The 24,196-nt window shown below is 41.6% G+C and carries 19 protein-coding genes; 8 read left to right on the top strand and 11 right to left on the bottom strand.

Annotation, left to right across the window (positions count from 1 at the left end; all coding sequences use genetic code 11):
* Positions 1 to 2: 2 nt before the first annotated feature.
* Genes HC175_RS05645 through HC175_RS05610 form a run of 8 tightly spaced genes read right to left on the bottom strand, consistent with a single transcriptional unit; the run spans position 3 to position 11,954 of the window.
* Positions 3 to 1,820 (bottom strand): cytochrome c oxidase subunit I, encoded by a 1,818-nt coding sequence (locus HC175_RS05645; protein ID WP_168137493.1) that lies wholly within the window; start codon positions 1,818 to 1,820, stop codon positions 3 to 5.
* Between the two features lie 21 nt (positions 1,821 to 1,841).
* Positions 1,842 to 2,945 (bottom strand): cytochrome c oxidase subunit II, encoded by a 1,104-nt coding sequence (locus HC175_RS05640; RefSeq protein ID WP_168137492.1) that lies wholly within the window; start codon positions 2,943 to 2,945, stop codon positions 1,842 to 1,844.
* Positions 2,946 to 2,969: 24 nt separating this feature from the next.
* On the bottom strand, positions 2,970 to 4,361 hold the full coding sequence (locus HC175_RS05635) for a quinol:cytochrome C oxidoreductase (RefSeq protein WP_168137491.1): 1,392 nt from the start codon (positions 4,359 to 4,361) through the stop codon (positions 2,970 to 2,972).
* Positions 4,362 to 4,387: 26 nt separating this feature from the next.
* On the bottom strand, positions 4,388 to 5,104 hold the full coding sequence (locus HC175_RS05630) for a c-type cytochrome (protein ID WP_168137490.1): 717 nt from the start codon (positions 5,102 to 5,104) through the stop codon (positions 4,388 to 4,390).
* Between the two features lie 12 nt (positions 5,105 to 5,116).
* Entirely contained in the window at positions 5,117 to 5,641 is a 525-nt protein-coding gene (locus HC175_RS05625; RefSeq protein ID WP_168137489.1) for a DUF3341 domain-containing protein, read from the bottom strand.
* A 2-nt stretch (positions 5,642 to 5,643) separates the two neighbouring features.
* Complete coding sequence (nrfD, locus tag HC175_RS05620; protein ID WP_168137488.1) at positions 5,644 to 7,431, bottom strand: NrfD/PsrC family molybdoenzyme membrane anchor subunit; 1,788 nt, start codon at positions 7,429 to 7,431, stop codon at positions 5,644 to 5,646.
* Positions 7,432 to 7,464: 33 nt separating this feature from the next.
* Positions 7,465 to 10,548 carry a TAT-variant-translocated molybdopterin oxidoreductase gene (locus HC175_RS05615; protein ID WP_168137487.1) on the bottom strand — a complete coding sequence of 1,028 codons (3,084 nt, stop codon included), beginning with the start codon at positions 10,546 to 10,548 and terminating at the stop codon, positions 7,465 to 7,467.
* 26 nt (positions 10,549 to 10,574) lie between these two features.
* The gene (locus HC175_RS05610) at positions 10,575 to 11,954 is read right to left on the bottom strand and encodes a c-type cytochrome (RefSeq protein WP_168137486.1); all 1,380 of its coding nucleotides are present in this window, start codon (positions 11,952 to 11,954) and stop codon (positions 10,575 to 10,577) included.
* Positions 11,955 to 12,170: 216 nt separating this feature from the next.
* Between HC175_RS05610 and HC175_RS05605 the strand changes: the two genes are divergently transcribed.
* The gene (locus HC175_RS05605) at positions 12,171 to 12,557 is read left to right on the top strand and encodes an SPOR domain-containing protein (protein ID WP_168137485.1); all 387 of its coding nucleotides are present in this window, start codon (positions 12,171 to 12,173) and stop codon (positions 12,555 to 12,557) included.
* Positions 12,558 to 12,625: 68 nt separating this feature from the next.
* Here HC175_RS05605 and infB read toward each other — a convergent pair whose 3' ends face one another.
* Genes infB through rimP form a run of 3 tightly spaced genes read right to left on the bottom strand, consistent with a single transcriptional unit; the run spans position 12,626 to position 17,126 of the window.
* Positions 12,626 to 15,373 (bottom strand): translation initiation factor IF-2, encoded by a 2,748-nt coding sequence (gene infB / locus HC175_RS05600; protein WP_168137484.1) that lies wholly within the window; start codon positions 15,371 to 15,373, stop codon positions 12,626 to 12,628.
* 31 nt (positions 15,374 to 15,404) lie between these two features.
* A complete protein-coding gene (nusA, locus tag HC175_RS05595; RefSeq protein WP_168137483.1) occupies positions 15,405 to 16,649 on the bottom strand; it encodes a transcription termination factor NusA in 1,245 nt (414 codons plus the stop codon).
* Positions 16,650 to 16,661: 12 nt separating this feature from the next.
* Positions 16,662 to 17,126, bottom strand: coding sequence for a ribosome assembly cofactor RimP (gene rimP / locus HC175_RS05590; protein WP_168137482.1), 465 nt, complete (start codon positions 17,124 to 17,126; stop codon positions 16,662 to 16,664).
* 168 nt (positions 17,127 to 17,294) lie between these two features.
* Here rimP and HC175_RS05585 point away from each other — a divergent pair, with 168 nt between their 5' ends.
* The 7 genes from HC175_RS05585 to HC175_RS05555 all read left to right on the top strand — a co-directional run bounded on the left by HC175_RS05585 (position 17,295) and on the right by HC175_RS05555 (position 24,163).
* On the top strand, positions 17,295 to 18,131 hold the full coding sequence (locus HC175_RS05585) for a universal stress protein (protein WP_168137481.1): 837 nt from the start codon (positions 17,295 to 17,297) through the stop codon (positions 18,129 to 18,131).
* 145 nt (positions 18,132 to 18,276) lie between these two features.
* Positions 18,277 to 18,489, top strand: coding sequence for a hypothetical protein (locus HC175_RS05580; RefSeq protein WP_168137480.1), 213 nt, complete (start codon positions 18,277 to 18,279; stop codon positions 18,487 to 18,489).
* Between the two features lie 199 nt (positions 18,490 to 18,688).
* Complete coding sequence (locus tag HC175_RS05575; protein WP_235942525.1) at positions 18,689 to 19,954, top strand: PAS domain-containing sensor histidine kinase; 1,266 nt, start codon at positions 18,689 to 18,691, stop codon at positions 19,952 to 19,954.
* Positions 19,951 to 21,006: a response regulator gene (locus HC175_RS05570; RefSeq protein WP_168137479.1), complete on the top strand. Its 1,056-nt coding sequence runs from the start codon at positions 19,951 to 19,953 to the stop codon at positions 21,004 to 21,006. Before HC175_RS05575 ends, HC175_RS05570 begins: the two co-directional genes overlap by 4 nt.
* Before the next feature lie 96 nt (positions 21,007 to 21,102).
* Positions 21,103 to 21,915: a universal stress protein gene (locus tag HC175_RS05565; protein ID WP_168137478.1), complete on the top strand. Its 813-nt coding sequence runs from the start codon at positions 21,103 to 21,105 to the stop codon at positions 21,913 to 21,915.
* A gap of 179 nt (positions 21,916 to 22,094) precedes the next feature.
* Complete coding sequence (gene ric, locus HC175_RS05560) at positions 22,095 to 22,826, top strand: iron-sulfur cluster repair di-iron protein (protein ID WP_168137477.1); 732 nt, start codon at positions 22,095 to 22,097, stop codon at positions 22,824 to 22,826.
* A 110-nt stretch (positions 22,827 to 22,936) separates the two neighbouring features.
* Positions 22,937 to 24,163: a hypothetical protein gene (locus HC175_RS05555; protein WP_168137476.1), complete on the top strand. Its 1,227-nt coding sequence runs from the start codon at positions 22,937 to 22,939 to the stop codon at positions 24,161 to 24,163.
* Positions 24,164 to 24,196: the final 33 nt, after the last annotated feature.

Below are 24,196 nucleotides of genomic sequence, written 5' to 3'. Positions count from 1 at the left end.
ACTTAGTGATTAAGCTCCTCTTCCCCTTTTTGAAGCGGAACATCTTGCGGTGCAAAATCCTGTCCTGCTATGACATATTCTCCTTTTTCATTTGTCTTGCTATAATCATATGGCCAACGATAAACATGCGGAATCTCACCAGGCCAGTTTCCGTGGATTGGCTCTACAGGGGTGGTCCACTCAAGCGTATTAGCGTTCCATGGGTTAGCAGTTGCCTTTTTCCCTGCAAAGATCGAATGGATGAAGTTGTAAAGGAAAAGAAGCTGTACTAAAGCTGTAATGATAGCAAACACGGTGATAACCACGTTGATCTCCAGGAGGTCATCGAAGTATGGGAAATACGTATTATCATAATATCTTCTTGGAAGCCCGGCCATTCCTACAAAGTGCATAGGGAAGAAAACTCCATAAGCACCAATGATAGTGATCCAGAAATGGATGTAACCAAGGTTCTTGTTCATCATGCGTCCAAACATTTTTGGGAACCAGTGATAGATCCCCGCAAACATTCCGTAGAGGGCAGAAATACCCATTACAAGGTGGAAGTGCGCTACCACGAAGTATGTATCGTGCACGTTGATGTCAAGCGTACTGTCTCCAAGGATGATCCCGGTTAATCCTCCCGTAATAAAGGTGGAAACAAAACCAATTGAGAACAACATTGATGGGTTTAACTGCAGATTTCCTTTCCAGATCGTGGTGATCCAGTTAAAGGCTTTTACTGCGGAAGGTATTGCGATCAAAAGTGTTGTAAATGTAAACACAGAACCAAGGAAAGGATTCATTCCAGATACGAACATGTGGTGACCCCAAACGATCGTCGAAAGGAAAGCGATCCCAAGGATCGATGCGATCATTGCACGGTATCCAAAAATGGGTTTTCTGGCGTTTGTTGCCAGGATCTCTGAAGCGATACCCATGGCTGGAAGAATTACGATATAAACTTCAGGGTGACCAAGGAACCAGAACAGGTGTTCAAAAAGTACAGGAGAACCTCCCTGATAATGTAATACTTCTCCACCAATGAAAATGTCACTAAGGAAGAATGACGTCCCAAAGCTTCTATCCATGATAAGCATTAATGCAGCAGACAGAAGTACAGGGAAGGACACAACCCCGATAATTGCTGTTACAAAAAGGGCCCATATGGTCAAAGGTAGACGGGTCATCGACATTCCCTTAGTCCTAAGGTTGATCACCGTTACAATATAATTAAGCGAACCTAACAGAGAAGAGGCAATAAAGATGGCCATAGAAACCAGCCATAAGGTCATACCCAGTCCAGAACCACCAATAGCTTGTGGTAATGCGCTTAAGGGAGGATAGATCGTCCAACCTGCAGAAGCTGGTCCAGATTCCACGAAAAGAGATCCAAGCATGATCACACAGGAAATAAAGAACAACCAGTAAGACAGCATATTCATAAATCCTGATGCCATATCTCGGGCACCAATTTGAAGGGGAATAAGCAGGTTACTAAAAGTACCACTCAAGCCCTGAGTAAGTACAAAGAATACCATGATGGTACCGTGAATAGTAACAAGAGCAAGGTAAACTTCCTGACTCATTACTCCACCCGGAGCCCATTTTCCAAGGAAGATCTCAAAAATCTTAAATGATTCTGCCGGCCATGCTAACTGCATTCGGAAAAGAACAGACATTCCAATCCCGATGATCCCCATGAAAAGGGCAGTGAAAAGGTATTGCTTTGCAATAACCTTATGGTCCATGCTGAAAATATATTTCGTAAAGAAATTACCCTCATGGTGGTGATCATCATGAGCGTGTTCATTAACCGGTACGTGTCCTACTGCTGACATATTTCTTTATTCTTAACTTTATTAATTTTCTACCTGTACTACTTCTGTTCCAGTGGCTGCAGCTTCCATAGTTTCGCTATACTCCTTTTGGGTAGCCATCCACTCATTGAATTCTGCTTCAGTTTCCACAACAACTTTCATTTGCATGTTGTAATGGGCAACACCACAAATCTTGTTACACAACAGGTAATATTCAAATTGTTCATATTCTGACAATGGCTCTTCTCCCGCGGCAAGCAAAGCCTGATTGTTCTCTTTACGAATATCATTGATCCTTGCCACCTTATCTCTCATGTATTCGGTCTCATTGATCTCATCTGTAGTTACGGTAGGCGTAAATGCGAACTGAGTGATCATTCCCGGCACAACGTTCATTTGCGCTCTAAAATGCGGGAAATAGGCAGAGTGAAGCACATCCTGAGATCTCATCTTGAATAAGACCGGCCTGTTAACCGGAAGGTGGATCTCGGCGGTCACCACATCATCCATAGCATAAGGATCGCTTTCATCTACTCCCATAATATTTGGCCCATCGATAAATCTCACATTGGCCTTTCCAAGAACATTATCATTACCTGCATAACGGGCATGCCAGCTGAACTGCTTGGCGTAAAGCTCAATAACGATAGGGTCGTCTTCTTCGTTGATATCCATGATATCACTCCAGGTGAACAAGCCATAGATGATCAAACCAGCAAGCACGATCACAGGAATAATGGTCCACACAAATTCCAGTTTATCATTATCTGCGAAAAATAAAGCCTTTGCGCCCTTTTTTCCTTTATATCTAAAAGCGAAATAATGAAGTAAACCCTGGGTGATCACCTGTACAAACATAATTACTGCCATAGTGATCAACAGCAGGTTATCATATTCTACTCCGTGTTCTGACGAGGCAGCAGGTAGAGCCCTGTCTCCAAAAACCCAGAAATTGTAAAGCATGAAAATATAAAATGCGATACCAAAGGCGAGCATAAGATTCCCCTGAGTTCTATTGTCTTTATCACTTGCGACCTGCGAAGATTCAAGTGTATCGGTATTTCTTGACAGCTGGAAGATTCTACTAAGCTGCCAGACCGTTATCGCAAATAATGCTACTACTATTATGATCAAAAATACTGTCATTTCTTAATTTCTTTATACAATCTTTTAATAGTGATAATGCTCGCTTTCCTTCATGAATGGATTACGCTTAGCTAATAGCGGAACTTTGGTAAGGGAGTTGAATACTACGAAAATAAACAATCCACCAAAGAATGCCAGGGCACTAAGTTCCGGAATACCAATAAACCAGGATTCACCAACTGTTGCAGGCATTACCATCACATAAATATCTAGATAGTGACCTAATAGGATGATTATTCCGGTCATTACTACAAACCAGTTCACCCGTTTAAAGTCGCTGTTCATCAAAAGCAATAGCGGGAAGATAAAGTTAAGGGCAACCATTCCGAAGAAAACAAGTCCGTAATCTTCTATCCTCGCCACGAAATAAGTTACTTCTTCAGGAATATTGGAATACCAGATAAGCATAAACTGAGAAAACCACAGGTAGGTCCAGAAAATACTGATCCCGAACATGAACTTTGCAAGGTCATGAATGTGGCTGTCATTTACTAACGGCAGATAATTCCTGGACTTCAGATAAATTGTCACCAGGGCAATAACCGTAATTCCTGAAACAAACATACTGGAGAACACATACCATCCAAAGAGCGTACTGAACCAGTGTGGATCAAGACTCATGATCCAGTCCCATGACATCATGGACTCTGTTACAATAAAGAATACAAGAAACCCAGCCGAAAGTTTAAAGTTCTTTTTATACCACCTGTTATCTGTTGCCTCATCTTGCCTAAGGGAATTCTTTCTAAGAAAATATCTGAAAAGGTTCCATCCAGCGATATACAAAGCAGCACGAATTAGGAAGAAAGGCACGTTGAGATATCCGCTTTTGTTCTGGATGATCTCATCATCGGCCACTACTTCAGGATCCATCCACACGAAAAGGTGATTTAGGTGGAATCCAGAGAGCAATAGAATGATGAATACAATTATACTTCCTGGAAGAAGATAGGCTGTAATAGCTTCCATAACTCTAAACAACACCGGAGACCAGCCTGCCTGCGCTGCAAACTGCACTGCGTAGAAAGCAAGCACCCCAAGGGCTATCATGAAGAAAAAGAATGCAGCTACATAAAGAGCAGCCCATGGTTTGTTCTGTAATTGATGTAAAACATGCTCAAGGTGTACTAATTCATCATCTTCAGCCATTGAATGTACCTCCTCATCTGTACGCTCAGTTTCCACTTCATGTTCAGAAGGCACAAAATCAAATCCGTGAGCATCATCTTCTATTTCATCTTCAGTTTGACCTGTAAGAGGCATTTCAACAACTTCTCCGTGATCATCATGAGCAATCATTTCCCTTACTTCATCGATAGTAGCCGGCACGGCAAAAAATCCGTAGATCATGCCCAAGAGACCTACTATCATTAGAATGATAGAAAATAATTTTAATTTACTGGATAGCGTGTACATATTGAATATATCTAATGCTGTTATTCTTAGTTTTGATTTTCCTGTTGATTGTTTGAATTACCTTCACCAGTAGTAGCTTCTCCTTCATCGATCTCACTTTCGGCATTTACAGCGGGAATCAAATTCTCCCCATCAACATGCTGGCCTTCGGCTCCCGTATTTTCTTCCGTAAATTCACGGGAAGGACTACCTAAAAGCTCATTTTTGAGACTCATTACATAATGGGTAATCAACCAACGCTCTTCAATTGTGGTTTGAGAGGCATAAGAGCCCATTGCATTTAAACCGTAATACTGAACATGGTAAACACCACCTTCTGTGATGGCCCTTCCTGCATCATCATAACTCGGAATACCAAGGATCTTTTCTCGCTGCACAAGAATACCTTTCCCATCTCCCTTATCACCATGACAAACGGCACAGTAAATTGTATAAAGGGCTTTTCCCTTAGCTAAGTTACTTTCGGTGTATGGAAGTGGATTAGTGTTCTCTGCTTTTGCAGCTGCAAAACCTTCGGGACTATTTTCATATTCATAAGGTCTCCAGCCTCTGGAAACTGTTCCTTCAACCGGCAGTTTCGCTTCCTGCTCATCTACAAATACGTCATATGCTCCATATGGCTCATAGCTTACCGTCTCATACATGTTTGGCATGTACTGGTAATTTGGCTTTGAATTATCCACACAGGATACAAAGCTCAATGCCAAAATGAAGAATATGGAAGTTCTAAATAAACTTTTCATTTGGTTTATTTGTTATCTATTAAATATTTTAATTTCAGATGCTCCTGTGTCAAAAAGGAAACGAGTCAGCTCATTGGCATCGTGATTTCCCAGCTCCACTTCCATTAGAAAATGGTCATCTGTAGTTCTAACATCAGGATTTTCAGCTTTCTTAAAAGGCCATAATTTACTTCTCATAAAGAACGTAAATACCATAAGGTGGGCAGCAAAGAATACTGTTAATTCAAACATGATTGGAACGAAGGCAGGCATGTTCTGCAGGAAGCTAAAACTAGGCTTACCTCCAATATCCATGGGCCAGTCTTCGATCATGATGAAGTTCATCATGGAAATTGCTACTGCTAAACCAACAATTCCATAAAGAAAAGAGGTAATTGCCAACCTGGTTGGAGCAAGCCCCATCGCTTTATCAAGGCCATGCACGGGAAAAGGAGTATAGATCTCACCAATGCGGTACCGGGCCTCCCTTACCTGTCTAACTGCCTGTAACAGCAAGTCATCATCTGTATAAAGAGCGTGTATAACTTTAGATGCCATTATTATTTATTTTTAAGTTGGTTCGCCTGCTCATTCCAGTCACCCCTGTTTTCGGGAGTTGGGAAATTATCTATTACCCTTGCAAGCAATTTATAGTCGTCAAGGCTAAGCTTACTCACTTGTGAGAACGTGTAGATCCCAACCTGGTGCAGCTTTTGTTCCATCACAGGTCCTACTCCATTCAGCTTTTGAAGCTCATCGGCAGACTGAGTTGCAGGGTCAAAAACCCCTATTCTGTGCAACATTTCATCAATCTTGTCCTTATCTACTTCAGAATCTGTAAGGCCTTCTGTATGGGTAGTTGGTTCATGCTCTTTCTCCTGCTCGAACTCATCACGTTTTATCCATCCACCTTCAACATTAGAAACCGGTTCTCTAACAATAGTATTGGTATGATCTGCGTGATCCCCATGCTCTTCACGCAGCTTTTTATATCTGTCTCCAGAAGCTTTTAAAATAGTCTTAACCTCTGCCTGTGCAATTACAGGGAAAGTACGTGCATATAGCAGGAACAATACAAAGAAGAATCCTATTGTTCCAATAAAGATTCCTATGTCTACAAAAGTTGGTGAGAACATGGTCCAGGAAGACGGAAGGTAATCCCGGTGCAACGAAGTAACAATGATTACAAAGCGCTCAAACCACATCCCGATGTTCACAACAATAGAAATAAAGAAGGAGAACATGATACTTGTACGCAGTTTCTTGAACCACATGAACTGTGGAGAGAAAACGTTACAGGTCATCATTGCCCAGTAAGCCCATGCGTAAGGTCCCGTCGCTCTGTTAAGGAAAGCATACTGCTCATATTCCACCCCCGAATACCAGGCCATAAATAATTCTGTGATATAAGCCACACCAACAATAGATCCCGTAATCATAATTACGATGTTCATCAATTCGATGTGCTGGATAGTAATATAATCTTCAAGATGAGATACTTTTCTCATAATGATGAGGAGCGTGTTTACCATAGCAAATCCAGAGAAGATCGCTCCCGCAACGAAATATGGAGGGAAGATCGTGGTGTGCCATCCCGGAATTACAGAGGTAGCAAAGTCAAAGGATACAATGGTGTGAACAGAAAGTACCAGAGGAGTTGCTAAACCCGCTAAAACCAAAGATACTTCTTCAAATCTCTGCCAGTCTTTTGCACGACCGCTCCATCCAAAACTGAGGATTCCATAAATATGTTTTTGGAAGGGTTTGATCGCACGATCCCGAATCATAGCAAAATCGGGAAGCAGTCCTGTCCACCAGAAAACAAGGGATACAGATAAATAAGTTGAAATTGCGAACACGTCCCAAAGCAGCGGAGAGTTAAAGTTTACCCACAGAGAGCCAAACTGGTTGGGAATTGGAAGTACCCAATATGCTAACCATGGGCGACCCATGTGGATGATTGGGAACAAACCTGCCTGCACAACCGAAAAGATGGTCATTGCTTCTGCCGACCTGTTAATCGCCATTCTCCATTTTTGACGGAAAAGTAGAAGTACAGCAGAAATGAGGGTTCCTGCGTGTCCAATCCCTACCCACCAAACAAAGTTGGTAATATCCCAGGCCCAACCTACTGTTCGGTTCAATCCCCAGGTACCAATACCCGTAGAAACGGTATAGATAATACATCCTAATCCCCAAAGGAAAGCGACAAGTGCAATAGAAAAAACTATCCACCATGATTTATTTGCCCGCCCTTCAACAGGGGCAGCAACATCTCTCGTGACATCATGATAGGTCTTATCGCCAAGTACTAGAGGCTTTCGAATGGGTGCTTCGTAATGAGACATATGCTTTTTATAATTGATTCTTTAATTTTTTATTTATGCTTCAGATGTATTTCGGACTTTCGTCTGGTACATCACGTTAGGCTTGGTCCCAATGTATTCCAGAGCATGATACATTCTGTCATCTTCACTTAAAGCAGCTATTTGGCTGGTTTCGTCATTTACGTCTCCGAAAATAATCGCTCCCTTGTCACAGGCAGCAGAACATGCCGTCTGGAATTCACCATCTGCAATGGCTCTTCCCTCTCTTTTGGCATCAAGTATGGTCTTTTGTGTTCTCTGAATACAGAAAGAACATTTCTCCATTACCCCTCGGGAACGTACTGTAACATCTGGGTTAAGAACCATTCGCCCAAGGTCACTGTTCATGTGATAATCGAATTCATCATTCTTATTATACAGGAACCAGTTGAACCTTCTCACTTTGTAAGGACAGTTATTAGCACAGTATCTCGTACCTACACATCTGTTATAGATCATTTGGTTTTGACCCTGGCGCCCGTGCATGGTTGCAGCAACAGGACATACAGTTTCGCAAGGTGCATGATTACAGTGCTGACAAAGCATAGGCTGGAAAACAACCTGAGGATTATCTGATGCCATTTCCAGTTCTCCGAATTGAGAAAGGGCATCTCCAAGACCACTCATATTATCCTTTTTCTCAACATCCTGTTCAAAGGTGTCTTCTGAAGAGTAGTAACGGTCAATACGCAACCAGTGCATATCACGATATTTACGCACTTCTTCTTTTCCCACCACCGGAACGTTGTTCTCTGCATGACAAGCTATCACACAGGCTCCACATCCCGTACAGGCGTTAAGATCTATAGACATCTTAAAGTGATGCCCTACAGAGCGGTCAAAACCATCCCAAAGATCAACATCTGGTGACGTAACCGGCGTTTCAACGTGGTTCAAAGATACCTCGGGCATCTCATTCCATTCATGAACATCTTTCGTATTGAAAATCTCAAGGGTTGTTTCCTTTACGATATCATTTCTACCCATCAAGGTGGTATGCAGCTGAAGACATGCAAATTCGTGCATTCCTCCTGCCTTTTCTATTGTTACCTGTTGATGAGCATTAAAATCTTTATACAATGGGTAAGCATTAACACCTACCTGCATTTCGCGCTGAATCCCTTCCTTCTTTCCATATCCAAGAGCAAGAGAAACCACTCCTTTGGCCTGACCTGGTTGTATAAATACAGGAACCTTCTCAAGAACCGTATCTCCTACTTTCAGGTTGACATAACTACCGTTCAGGGCTCCGTTTGAAACATGTTCATTCTCAAGACCAAGTGCATCTGCATCAACCCTAGAGATCTTCAGGTAATTGTCCCAGGAAGCTCTTGTAATGGGATCTGGCATCTCCTGTAACCAGGGGTTATTTGCCTGGTTTCCACTTCCCATGGCAACAGAAGTATATAATTCCAGCTCAAGACCATCTCCTTTTACCGAAGAAAGATTCCTTGCTGCCGAAGCATTATCAACTGTACCAGGTTGTGCAGCATCTAAAGCTCCTGGAGCAGAGGTAGTCCCTGCAGGCGCTGTCGCCTGAAAAAGACCGTCATGCAAAGCATCTGTCCATGAAGTGGAACCCATTGCCCCATCCCAGGTCTGTTTGAGGTAATCTGAATAAGAAGTATTATTATCTGACCATCTTAAGAGGGTATCCTGAAACTGGCTTGTGTCAAAAAGTGGTCTTATAGTTGGCTGCATTAGGCCAAATGTATTTGCCGTAAACTGTACATCTCCCCAGCTTTCGAGGTAATGTGGAGTTGCAGCAACATAATCACTCAACATAGCGGTTTCATCCTTCTTCATGGAGAAAGCTACCTTAAGATCAACTTTTTGAAGCCCTTCAACAAATTCATCTGCGAAAGGAAGACTATATGCAGGATTAACTCCGGCAGTGATAAGAGCACCTACATGACCTGCTTTCATATCGGCAACCAATTGCTTTACCTCTGCAGCGTTACCCTGCCTCATCATTCTTGGATTAGCAGTGTCCATTACAGCACTTCCAAGAGCTTCATTTATAGATAAAACCAGAGCCTGTGCGTCAACATCGGGAATTCCTGTGATCACCACAGCACCACTACCAGCCTTACGCAATTGTCGCGCTGCTTTTACAAGCGCTTCGTCAATGTGATTTGGCAGCTCACTGGTAGAAGAACTACCAGACACATAGCCGTAAAGTGCGGCCAGCGCTGCTTTTTGCTGAGAAAGAGTTACAGGCACTCTCTTATCTGCATTAGCTCCAGAAAGTGAAAAGTTAGATTCGAACTGGATATGACGAGACATCTTTCCTTCCTGCGGAATACGCCCTTTTGCATAAGCAGCATCGTATCCGCCTCCAGCCCAATCTCCAAGGAAATCGGCACCAATAGAAACGATCACTTCAGCTTTAGAAAAATCATAGTTTGGGAGTGCCCTTCTTCCGAACCTTGCCTGGAATGCATCCAGCGCAGCATCTTCAGAAACCGTATCATAGATCACATGTCGTACATTCCCGTATTTCTGGGAAAATTCATTAATGATCTTAGTGGTAGAAGGACTGGCAAAGGTTTGTGTCAACAGAACGATCTGCCCAGAAACATTATTAAGTTTCTCTGTAACCTCACGGTCAAGTTGCTCCCACGATACCACCTCGTTATTAGCAAGAGGGCGTTGAAGTCTTTTATTATCATAAAGCGACAGAACAGATGCATGCACACGTGCATTGGCCCCTGTATTTGTCATGGTATTGTGTTCGATCTTAATAGGGCGACCTTCGCGAGTCTTAACTAGAACTCCCGCAAAATCAAAACCATCGGCCATTGTTGTGGCGTAGTAATTAGCTACCCCAGGAACTATCCTTTCTGGCTGCACTACATAGGGGATAGATTTCATCACCGGACCTTCACAAGCCGCCAAAGAAGCAGCTGCAGTACTAAACCCGACATACTTTAAAAAGTCCCTTCTGGAAGTAGTTGAACCTTCGAGAGTTTCCTTATCGCCTAAAAACTCATCTGTGGGAATCTCCTCGACAAATTCTTTGGCGGCGTGCGTCTCAACAATAGAGCTGGATTCTTTCAGCTCTTCAACACTTTTCCAGTATTTCTTGTTTGATGACATATATATAATATTACTTCTTTAATTAATTAATAGTGGCATTTTGCACATTCAATCCCACCCATTTGAGCAACTGTTAATTCCTCAACTCCATATTTTTTGCTAAGCTCCTCGTGCACCTTTTCATAATATTCATTACCAGCGGTACGAACATTGGTTTCACGGTGACAGTTTATACACCAGCCCATAGTAAGAGGCGCATTTTGATACATGATCTCCATTTCTTCAACCGGGCCATGACAGGTTTGACAGGCAATTCCTCCTACTTCAACGTGCTGGGAATGGTTAAAATATGCGAAATCTGGCAGGTTGTGAATTCTTATCCATTTCACAGGTTCTGTTTCTCCTGTATACTGCTGGCTGCTCACATCCCATCCTACAGCATCGTAAAGCTTTGCAATTTCTCCATCGTAGAACTCTTTGGAGTATTCCTCTGTAGCCGTACCTTCTGCCACTTCACTAATGGATTTATGGCAATTCATACAAACATTTAATGAAGGAATTCCTGAAGTTTTGGAAACTCTCGCAGAACTATGACAGAATTTGCATTCAATCTGGTTTTCTCCAGCGTGAATTCTATGAGAAAAGTGTATTGGCTGAATTGGCTGATACCCCTGGTCGACACCCACCTGCATTAGGTAACCGTAAGCAAAGTAAGACCCAACAAGCATAAGAAGAACTGCAGATACAATTACCAGGAATTGATTCTCCACAAAAGATCTCCAAATAGGCGTCGATCTTTTTTGCTTTACTGGAAGTTCAACCCCACTTGCAACAGCAAATCTTCTAAGGGTCTTATTAACCAGGTACAGGATAACAAGCAACATGAGAAGCACAAAAGCAAGAATTCCAAGAAGGATATCTGTAGAAACACCACCTCCTGAACTTCCGGAACCTGCGCCAGCTTCGCTACCAGCTTGCTGCTCTTTCGGCACCGCCTTAGGCGCATTCACATAAGCCAGGATATTATCTATGTCCCCATCACTCAGCTGAGGAAAAGGAGGCATAGCAACATTATTATACTCATTGAATAGCTCGACTGCCTGTGCATCACCTGCAGCAATAAGTGCCTGAGAGTTCTTGATCCAGCTGTGCAACCAGTCTGTTTCTCTTCGTTCTCCCACGCCTCTAAGGGCCGGGCCAATTGAATTCCCATCAAGCTTATGGCAGGCAGCACACAAAGTATTGAAGAGCTCCTTACCTGCAGCAGCATCTCCACTAGATGCGGCAGCTTCCACATTTGATTCCTCGGGCCCCTGAACAGTTTCCTGAACATCGGGCTGCTCTCCTGAGAGTTCTGATTCTTGCGGCGCATCTTGCGCCAGTAAAAGTGCATTAAAGGAAAAAAACAGGGATACACTTAAAAAAACTATTCGCGTGGCTGAATGGCGGTATTTCACCTTTTTCATATTTTAAGTTGAATTAACGTCTTTTTTGGTACGATTTTTAGAGGATCTAAAAGGTGATAATTGTCATTAATTAGCCTCTAAAAATTTACCGACAAAAGTAATACTTAAGTTCGATTTAAGAGGGCAGGCAATTAATTTATAACTGTTCTAAATAACCTCCAATGGCCCTAAATGCCAATAAAGTTATACTTTTGTAATTCAGAAAATTAAAGAAAAATGTTGAGAAAAAACAATTTACTTCTTGCCGCTATATTCACAGTAGGAACTACTATGGCTGTTTCTGCTCAGCAAGGCCAGGTAAATATCACTCAGGATGAAGCCATCCCTGTACTCCTGGAGCGAAAAACGGAAATGGTAAAAGACGGCGTTATAGGCGACCGATATCGAATCCAGTTATTTTCAGGAGATAACAACGAGGCGAGCAAGGTCATTAAGGAATATAGAACCCTCTATCCCGGATGGCCATCTACCATCGTTTTTGAAACTCCAAATTACAAAGTGTGGGTTGGTAATTTCCGGAATAGCCTCGAAGCCGACAGAGCATTACTTGAAATTAAAAAATCATTCCCTGCTGCATTTCGTTTCAAACCTGAAAAGAGATAGGATCTTAAAAAAAGAAAATAAAAAAAGGGACGCCAATGGCGTCCCTTTTTAATTTATAATATCGAATATTATTTCAACTTCTTCTTAACAGCTACTTCCTGGAATGATTCAACTACATCGCCTTCTTTAATGTCGTTGTAATTTTTGATCTGTAATCCACAGTCGTATCCTTTTGAAACTTCCTTGACATCATCCTTGAAGCGTTTTAGAGACGCAAGTTCTCCTGTATACACTACCACACCGTCACGAATAAGCCTTATCTGAGCATTTCTGTAGATCTTACCATCCGTTACCATACACCCTGCAATACTTCCAATCTTTGAAACCTTGAAGATCTCTCTTATTTCTGCATTACCGGTAATTTCCTCTTTCATTACAGGAGAAAGCATTCCCTCCATAGCATCTTTAAGGTCATTAATGGCATCGTAAATAATAGAATAAGTTCGGATATCGATCTCTTCCTTCTCGGCTACTGTTCTCGCATTTCCAGCAGGTCTTACATTAAATCCAATGATAATCGCATCGGATGCCGAGGCTAAGAGCACATCACTTTCTGTGATTGCCCCAACACCTTTATGAATGATGTTTACCTGAATCTCTTCGGTCGAAAGCTTCTGGAAGGAATCGGTCAAGGCTTCTACAGAACCATCAACATCACCTTTAAGAATAATATTAAGTTCTTTAAAGTCACCAAGTGCAATTCGACGTCCAATCTCATCAAGTGTAATGTGACGCTGGGTTCTTACAGACTGTTCCCTTTGAAGCTGTGTACGCTTAGCAGCAATATCCCTCGCTTCACGCTCATCTGTCATCACCTTGAATTTATCACCTGCCTGAGGTGCACCATCAAGCCCAAGAATAGAAACCGGAGTTGAAGGTCCTGCCTCTTTTACATCCTTTCCACGCTCATCCTGCATGGCCTTTACTTTTCCGCTATGACGTCCTGCTAATACATAGTCCCCAATTTTTAGGGTACCAGATTGTACAAGGATCGTAGACACGTAACCTCTACCTTTATCAAGATAGGCTTCCACTACAGTTCCGGTCGCTTGTTTATCTGGGTTTGCTTTCAATTCTAGGATCTCGGCCTCCAGAATTACTTTTTCTAAAAGTTCCTTTACGCCCAAACCGGTTTTGGCAGAGATGTCGTGAGACTGAATCTTACCACCCCAGTCTTCAACAAGCAGGTTCATACCTGCAAGTCTTTCCTTGATCTTCTCGGGATTTGCAGTAGGCAGATCAGATTTATTGATTGCAAAGACAATAGGCACTCCCGCCGCCTGTGCGTGAGAGATCGCCTCTTTTGTTTGTGGCATCACATCATCATCTGCTGCAATTACAATAATTGCAAGGTCGGTCACCTGGGCCCCTCTCGCACGCATCGCCGTAAAGGCTTCGTGACCCGGGGTATCCAAAAATGTTATTTTTTGACCATTATCTAGTTTTACTCCGTAGGCACCAATGTGCTGGGTAATACCACCACTCTCTCCTGCAATTACATTTTCTTTTCTAATATAATCAAGAAGCGAAGTTTTACCGTGATCTACGTGTCCCATCACAGTTACGATTGGCGCGCGATCTTTAAGATCTTCAGGATTCTCTGGCTCCACGGCTTTTGGCTCATCAAGATCGGCCGTAACAAATTCTACTTCATAGTCGAATTCTTCGGCAACGATAGATAAGGTTTCCGCATCCAGACGCTGGTTCATGGTCACCATCATGCCAAGAGACATACAAGCAGAAATGATCTGCGTTACCGGTACATCCATCATGGTAGCAACTTCACTTACCGTTACAAATTCCGTAACCTTAAGTACCTTGTTCTCTTCTTCAAGCTGAGCATCCTCAGTTCTTTGACGGTGAGTATCTCTCTTGTTCTTACGATACTTTGCACCACGGCCTTTGCTGGATTTCCCCTGTAATTTCTCAAGAGTTTCCCGCACCTGCTTCTGTACTTCCTCTTCACTCGGCTCCTCTTTGGTAACAGGACGGGTACGTTTGCCTTTATTTCCTTTTGCTCCAGCACCACCAGTTTGACCTGGGGAACCTTTAACATCTTTGCTAATACGGCGGCGACGCTTTTTACGCTTGTCTTTTTCTTCTTCCGCCTTTTTATCCTTTTCGTCTTTCTTTTTTACAGGCTTTTTGAATTGAGAAAGATCGATCTTCTCTCCTGTAAAATTAGGACCACTAAGTTTCTGATATTTTGTTGTAACCGTAGAAGATTCCTCTTCCTTAGAAGCTTCGGGCGCAGCTTCTTCTTTAGGCTTCTCGGCTGCCGGTTTTTCTTCCTGTGCTTTAGGAGCTTCCGGTGCTTTTGGAGTTTCAGGCTGGGCAGGTTCTGGCTTAGGAGCTTCTGCTTTCTTTTCCTCTTGCTTCAGAGCTTCTGCCTGTGGCTGTTCAGGTGATTTGGGCTCTTCTGCAGGAGTTTCAGTCTTTTCAACCGGAGCAGCAGCTTTAGGTTTGTCAAGATCTATCTTGCCGACTTGCTTAGGGCCTTCAAGACTGGTCTTGGCTCTTATCACCTCCTGCTTTTCCTCGTGCTTTCGCTTTTCTTCCTGCTCTTTTTCACGTTCAAGACGTAAGCTCTCCTTCTCTTTGCGCTTCTCTTCGCCTACTTCCTTCGCCTCAACTTTCTTGCTTTTATCGGTTTGAAATTCATCAGAAAGCACCTGATAGATCTCCCCCGAAATTTTTGTGGTAGGACGCGCCTCGATCTCGTGGCCCTGGGAATTGAGAAATTCCACAGCACGATCCAACGAAATATTGAATTCGCGTAGTACCTTATTTAATCGCATTGTTTTTGCTTCAGCCATAAATTGCCCTCTAAATTATCCTCTTTTATTCTTAACTATTATTCTCTTCTTCAAATTCTTCTCTTAGAACCCTCATAACATCGCGAACAGTTTCCTCTTCTAGATCGGTTCTCTTCACAAGATCATCAACATCCTGCTCTAATATACTTTTTGCCGTGTCAAGACCAATTTTTGCAAACTCTGCAATCACCCAGTCTTCAATTTCATCGGCAAATTCTCTCAACTCAACATCTTCCTCAACTCCTTCTCTAAACACGTCAATTTCATAACCTGTCAATTGTCCTGCCAGTCTAATATTATGACCTCCACGTCCAATTGCTTTTGAAACCTCTTCGGGCTTCAGCATTACCTCAGCACGTTTATTTTCTTCATCGATCTTTAGGGAAGTGATCTTAGCCGGGCTCAATGCGCGGGTGATCAACAATTGATTATTAGTGGTATAATTGATCACATCAATGTTCTCATTCCCCAGTTCTCTCACAATACTGTGAATTCTGGAACCTTTCATCCCAACACAAGCTCCTACAGGATCAATTCGATCATCATAGGAATCTACGGCAACTTTGGCCTTTTCGCCAGGAATTCTAACCACCTTCTTTACATTAATCAGGCCATCAAATACTTCGGGAATTTCCTGTTCAAAAAGTTTCTCCAGAAACAAAGGAGAAGTCCTTGACATTATAATTGCGGGTTTATTCCCCTTTAATTCCACACTTTCGATCACTCCTCTTACGTTCTCTCCTTTTCGGAAAAAATCTGAAGGAATCTGCCGGTCCTTTGGAAGGATGATTTCATTCCCTTCATCATCAAGTAGAATTATTGCGCGGTGACGAATATGATGCACCTCGGCAGTATAAATTTCTCCTTCAAGTTCTTTGAAATGCTTATAAATATTAGTGTTGTCATGCTCATGCACCTTAGAAATAAGGTTTTGGCGCAGGGATAGAATAGAACGTCGCCCAAGATCGATCAACTTCACTTCTTCTGAAACATCTTCTCCTACTTCAAAATCGGGTTCGATCTTACGCGCTTCGGTTAGAGAAATTTCCTGGTTTGGATCCTCTACTTCCCCATCGGCCACTACAACACGATTTCTCCAAATCTCAAGATCTCCTTTATCTGGGTTTACAATGATATCAAAATTGTCATCTTCCCCATACTTCTTTTTCAGTGCACTTCTCAGGACTTCCTCCAGGATCGCCATTAAAGTTGGCTTATCTATAGACTTATCATCCTTGAATTCTGAAAACGATTCTATCAACGCGATATTTTCCATATCTTATGTCTGTTAAAATGTTATAATCACTTTTGCCTCTTTTACATCCTCTAGAGGCAAGACAGCTTCTTTATTTACAGTAATTTTTCCTTTGCCTACAGGCTTAGGTTCCCTGGCTTTCCAGTTCAAGGTGATCTTGTCATCCTCAAAGCTGATCAACGTGCCCTCAAATTTCTCTCCCTCTACCGTCGTTACTGCAAGAGTCCTTCCGATATTTTTAGAAAATTGTCTGGGCATCTCAAGGGGAGCAGAAACTCCTACCGAAGCTACATCCAAAGAAAAATCTTCCTCTTCGCGATCCAGGTTGTGTTCAATCTTGCGACTTACCGCAATACAGTCATTTACAGACACTCCATTGTCTCCATCAATAACCACAGAGATGTGGTTAGCCTCGGTGACATTCAGCTCAATTAAAAATAATGAATTATTTTCTTCGAAAGCTTCCTGCAGTAAATTTTCTACTTTCTCTCTTAACATACCCGGGTCCGGCTATAAAAAGAGGGGACTTTCTGTCCCCTCGTTGTTCTTTTTTTCGCTTCAACGGTGCAAATATAGTAATATTTTCGTAGAACGAAAACAAGATTTTGATTGAAAAAATATTCGTAAGTTTATAACTAAATCAACCTTACCTATTTACCCATCCTTATGAAAAGAATCCTGGTCCCCATCGATTTTTCGGAACAGGCAGAAAGAGCCCTAAAAGTAGCAGCACAACTGGCAAAAAAATATGGAGGAGAAATTTACCTCCTGCACCTTATTGAATTGCCGGCAGATATGGTGAACCCTGTGGGAGACACACGTTCTAATGATTTGCCCGAAGCCCTGTTCTTTATGAAAATGGCAAAAAAGAAGTTTGACGACCTGCTCTCCCGCCCGTATCTAAAGGACCTGAAGATCTATGACACCGTTGAGATCAATAAGGCTTTTGATGGTATTATGGACACCAGTAAAAAGTACAACTGTGACTTCATAGTCATGGGCTCACAAGGAGCTACCGGGTTGAAAGAAATGTTTATAGGATCTAATACAGAAAAGGTAGTAAGAACTTCAGATATACCTGTTCTCGTAATTAAAAATGAGCACCAGGAATTCAGGTTAGAAAAATTTGCTTTTGCAACAAATCTCGAAGAGAACGGCACCGCAGCCTTAAGAAAAGTTGTGGAGTTCTCTAAACTCACCGGAGCAAAACTTCATCTGGTTTACATCAACACCGCAAACGAGTTCTTCACTTCCATAGAAACAGATAAGAAGCTCAAGAAATGCCTGGAAGGACTTAATTTTTCCGATTACGAATTTCATGTATACAACGATGATTCTGTGGAACAGGGGATCCTCAACTTTGCTCAGAAAATTGACGCAGATCTTGTGGGAGTTGCTACACATGGAAGAAAAGGTCTATCACATTTCTTTAACGGCAGCCTTAGTGAAGACCTTGTGAATCACGCAAAAAGCCCCGTGATCACCTTCAGGCTCGAAAAATAGCATTTTTCGAAATGGATCATCTTTAGGATTTCTTAACCTAAAGAAATTAACCTTTTGAAAACCACGAGTTAAATTTGAGTCAAACTTCCAAATTGCCTCAAAATAAATTTGCCACACGTGTATCTTTACACCATATTATTATTCTATGGTATTAAAGGCAAGTTTTCAAATGGCATTTCTCGCAATAGAGATCATCCTCACTTTCTACAGCAATGTTTTGGAGGATAGCCTTATGGTTAAATTCCTGCTTTTTGTCATTACCGCTGTCCTAATTGCCATGGGCGTTACGAAACTTGCAAACAATCTCCTGCCGGTCGATAAAGATTTTGTTTCGACTGAAGATGAAGATAACGTGTAGTTGCACCCCTGCAGCCGCAATGAGTGAAATACATGAAGGATAGGAACTGCAGGTATGCAGCTAAAAGGATCCGGAGAACAATATCTCCGGATCCTTTCAATTTTATCCCCTTCTAAAATGGCATTTTTGACACCTCTTTTCTTTCAGCTTCAGTTAATCGAAATTATGTAAATTTGGCTTTTATCGCAAAGAGGATAAAATGAGCATTGATCAAGAACTGCCTATGTTTGAAAAAGATGAGCATGTATTTAATGTACTGTTTGAAGCAGCTTCAGAGGGTATAATCGTCGTAAATAAATCTCAAACCATAGTCAGCAGCAATGTGGCCGCCGAAGTGATGTTTGGATATGAAAAAGGCGAGCTTAAGGGAAAGTCTCTCAACATACTAATTCCGAAGAAATATCGCCCCACCCATCATTTGCATTTCGAAGGATTTTTACACGATAGTGAAAAAAGGCAAATGGGCCATGGACGAGATCTCTATGGTGTTAAAAAAAACGGTGATGAATTCCCTGTAGAAGCAGGACTCAACCCTTTCAAAATTGGAGGTGAAAGTTACGTGATGTCACTCATCATTGACATCTCGGTTAGAAAGGAAGCCCAGGAAGAAATTACTAAACTCAACAATGAACTTGAAGGTAAGATCAAGATTCGCACCCAGGAGCTGGAAGAAAGTATTCAGAAACTTCAGAATGTAAACCGCAGCCTCGAACTGGAGGTAAAACGACGAAAGGAGGCGGAAAACCGAATAAAGAATGCACTCCAAAAAGAGAAAGAACTAAGTGAATTAAAGACAAAATTTCTTTCTCTTGTTTCCCACGAATTCAAGACCCCGCTTAGTGGCATTTTGACCTCTGTTGTCCTGGCAGGTAAGTATAAACTGGAAGACCAACAGGACAAAAGGGAGAAGCACCTCAACACGATTAAAAGTAAGGTCCATTATCTCGATAATATTCTGAATGATTTCCTATCTATAGAGAGATTGGAAAGCGGAAAAGTTAATTACAAGTTCTCAAGCTTCAGCCTTAGTAAGCTTATCAATGAGGTGGTCTATAATGCCAATGTTACGCTCAAAAGCGGACAAAATATTGAATATACTCAGAACCTAGATGGCGTAATACTCCACCAGGATGAAAAGATCCTGGAACTTGTGTTGTCAAATCTGTTGAGCAATGCCATCAAATACTCCCCCGAAAATACTTTGATCAAATTTGAAATTGAGGTAGGAGGGCAAAAGGTCAGATTTAAAGTGACAGACCAGGGAATGGGAATACCAGAGAAAGATCAAAAACACATTTTTGAAAGATATTTTCGTGCAGAAAATGCACTCCTCAATCAGGGAACTGGCATAGGGTTGAATATCGCTAAGGTCCACCTGGAAAATTTGGGGGGTACCATAAGCTTTAACAGCAAAGAGAATTCGGGAACTCAGTTTATTGTAGAATTACCTATTATCAAAGAATGAAGAAAGTACTATTTATTGAAGACGACACCGTGGTAAGAGAAAATACTGCCGAGCTCCTGGAGTTGGCAGATTATGAGGTGATCACAGCCGCCAACGGGAAATCTGGCCTGGCCATTGCACGAGAGGAGATGCCAGATATTATTATTTGCGATATCATGATGCCCGAAATGGATGGATATGGAGTGCTTGAGAATTTAGCCAGTAATCCCGAGACCCAGCACATTCCTTTTATATTTCTTTCAGCAAAAACAGAACACAAGGACATTAGAAGAGGTATGGATCTGGGAGCAGATGATTACCTTACAAAACCTTTTGAGGAAGAAGAGCTAATAAGCGCAATTGAAAGCCGACTGGCAAAAATGGCGATCCTTAAAAAATTGCAGGAAAAAGGAAAAGCGCCTGCTGCAGCTGAAAGTTCTAAGCATAAAATAAACTCTCTTCAGGATCTAAGAGAAGAGGTGAAAAAATATGAGGAGCAGTCTTTTAAAGCGGGAGAAACTATTTATGAAGAGGGCAAGCAGAGCAATCATTTTTTCTTTGTAGATAAAGGCGTAGTAAAAAGCCACCGCATGGATGAATACGGAAAAGAGCTCATTACCTCTATCTATAAAGAAGGAGACTTCTTTGGGAACACCTCCTTCAATAAGTCCAATGCATATACCGAATATGCTACAGCGATGGAAGAGACACGGTTGTTTGTGGTGTCAAAGGAGGAATTCAGGAACATCCTTATGAACAACAGCAATATCACCCTGGAACTTATTGATGTGATGGGCGACAATATTACCGGTATTAAGGAGCAATTGCTGGAAATGGCATATGGTTCTGTCAGAAAAAAAGCAGCAAAAACAATTCTTTTATTCTCCCAGAAAATAAGGAGACATCCTACCAAAAGCATCAGGATCTCGCGAAGTGATCTTGCAAGTGTTGCCGGGATGGCGTCAGAAACCCTTATAAGAACCTTATCTGATTTCAAGAAGGAAGGATTACTTGAAATTGAAGGCCGAAACATTAAGCTTTTAGATGTGGAAGCTTTAAAGAGGATTAGTTGATCCCTTTCTAATTTAGAATCGTTTCAATAACTGATTTTCATCATTTTTTCCGCTATACATCCTGCATATTTTTGCTGGGTAAAATAGATGTGACTGATGATGAATATCTTATTGCCCACAGATTTTTCTGAAAATAGCAGGAATGCTGCGGCTTATGCCTTGCAATTCTTCAAGGATACTCCCTGCCATTTTCATCTGTTGCATGTGATTTCGGTACCAGTAGATAAACTCACTACAGGATATATGTCCATGTCTCCTACAGTAAAGGAGAATTTTAATGATCTTCTTTCCTGGCTGGAAACTATCCGCACCAATCCAGATCATAAATTTCATATCTATTTCAAAGCAGATTATCTCATAAATGCAGTAAGAGCCCAGGTTCAGGAAAAACAGATCGACCTGATCCTTATGGGCACCAAAGGAAAGACAAATAACGAAGGAGTAGTTATTGGCAAACATACATCAGACGTAATGATGAAGGTGAAGTGTCCAGTACTTGCAATTTCTGAACATGCCACTTTTAAGGAACATAAAAAGATCCTTTTTCCCACAGATTATAAGATCCATTATGGTAGTAAGGTGCTTAGAACCTTACTCAACCTGGCATCCTTGTCCAAAGCCAATGTAAAGATCCTTGAGATCTTCAACAGCGAGACAGAACCTTCCTTAGAGCAAATGGAGAACAGGGAGTTCTTACAGGATTCCTTTTCCCCACGTATCCCTGTCTTACAAACATACTACACCTCAAGAGAGCAGAATCCAAAGAAAATTCTGGTGACCAATAGAGATGTGGATATGATAGTGTTGGCTGCCAAAAATCTCAATTTGTGTCAAAAATTTCTACGGAATGAGGAAGATGAAAATATCCCCTTTATAAACCAGCTGCCATTACTGGTTTTACATGGTTGATAATTGTTTTAGGTTAGTATTATTAGTTTGTTTTTTAGAAGAACGCCCTCCCAGGAGGGTGTTCTTTTTTAAATAATTTGGACAATTTAGTCCTTTATGACTGCACTCATAAACCATACAGGTGATAACCTGCACCTTTGTTTCTGTAAATAACTACAGTAAATTTTAAAAATAGAATTATGGAAAATCTAAAGGCTAAAACGGTTGCAGAAATGGTCACCGAAAACATTAAAACCGCCCACATCTTCAAAAAGTACGGCATCGATTTTTGTTGTGGTGGAGGCATATCTCTTGAAAAAGCTTGTGAAAAATATGGTGCAGATTACACGTTGCTTTCAGAAGAACTCATCAACGTAGATCGACCTTCCTCCCACGCTTCCAACTATAATAACTGGGAACTGGATTTTCTCACAGACCATATCATAAACATACATCATGCCTATGTTGAGGAAAATATTCCCTTACTGCTGCAATACGCTGCAAGAGTTGCAGAGGTGCATGGACATCATTATTCTGAGCTTCTGGAAATAGAGCAACTGGTAAAACAAGTGGCAGGCGAACTAAGTGCACATATGAAAAAAGAAGAACTTATCCTCTTTCCATTCATTAAGCAAATGACAAAAGCAAAGGCGGAAGGAGGAGAGCTACCAAAGGCACCTTTCGGTTCGGTAGATAATCCTATTAAAATGATGGAAACGGAACACGAAGATGCCGGGGAAGCTCTTCGCAGAATTGCGATTTTGAGCAACAATTATAATCCACCTTCGGGAGCCTGTAATACGTACAGAGCTTTTTATGCGAAACTAGAGGAGTTTGAGCAGGACCTGCATCAGCATGTGCATTTAGAGAACAACATCCTGTTCCCCAAATCTCTCGCCCTTGAAAAGAAACTTCGTCTCAATAGTAAATAGAAAAATAAGCATAACAGAAAACAAGAGGCGGCAAAGCATTTAAGGTCTGAAAACAAAATCAACTCCAGAAACCTTACTTTTGCCTCCTCTTTATTTCTATCTTACAGAAGATGATTCAGTTAAAAAATCATACCAACGTCGCCCTTGGATATTTTTTTCTTGTCGGACTCCTGGGAGCGCTTTTGAGATTTTTCTTTGTTGTTCCAATTCCTGCTAATTTTCGTCACCTGGTTCATGCTCATTCTCACATTGCTCTTTTAGGCTGGGTCTATATTGGATTGTCCACCCTTATATATTGCATGTATTTCTCTAAGGCTGCTGTAGAAAAAGTCTATCAGCGTATTTTCTGGTTTACCCAGGTTTGCCTTATCGGAATGTTGCTGACTTTTCCTTTTACAGGATATGCTTTTCTTTCCATTACATTTTCGACACTATTTCTCATTGCCTCCTACTCTCTTACCTGGTTCTTTTTAAAGAAGATCCCTGCTGCACATCGAAAGAAAAATTCCTTTCAACTCATCAGGGCTTCACTTTTCTTTATGGTCCTTTCAAGCATAGGACCCTGGGTTTTAGGTCCCATAGTGGTGACTTCAGGAAGTGCCAGTATCTGGTATAAGCTGGCGATATATTTTTACCTCCACTTTCAATATAACGCTTGGTTTATCCTTGCCCTTTGCGGAATACTATTTTTCATTCTGGAAGAAGTAAATCTAGTCCCTCAAAAAAGGCAATTTTGGAGCTTCTTCTGGCAGATCAACGCTGCAGTTATTCTTAGTTTTTTTCTTTCTGTATTGTGGACAGCACCTCACTGGAGCTTTTATCTGCTTGGTGCTATGGGGGCAGTATTACAAGTCAGCTCCTTTTTAAAACTCTACCACATCCTGTCTCCACTATGGAAAAGCTTTCCTCTGAAGCCTTTTTTCAAGCTGCTCCTCAAATTATGCGGACTGTTGTTAATAGTAAAGATCCTTCTCCAGGCCCTCTCTGCCGTTCCTTTCTTTGCAGATCTGGTATTCAATTTCCCTGACCTGGTTATTGGTTATTTGCACTGGGTTTTCCTGGGAGTAGTGAGCATCCCGCTCTTTATTTTCCTTTCTCGTTTTAATTTGCTTCAATTCCCTAAAGGGATCTTCTGGATCTATTTTGGAGCATTTATCATGACTGAAGTTCTAATTTTCTATAAGGGAATTGTTTCTTATCTAGAGCTGCCTTTGTTTCCAACTTATTTTAAGGTTCTTGCCTACAGCAGCTTACTGCTACCCTTGACGGTCGGGATCCTATTCTTTAACAATTTCCTGAAGAATCCTAAAACTTCTCCCAAAGGAACAGAGGTTTAGCAAAATCTTAACTCGCTGTTTCTTAGGCTGTAA

The sequence above is a fragment of the Salinimicrobium oceani genome, assembly GCF_012037645.1.
The sequence above is the reverse complement of the archived record's forward strand: the minus strand, read 5'-3'. Positions and strand labels throughout refer to the sequence as shown.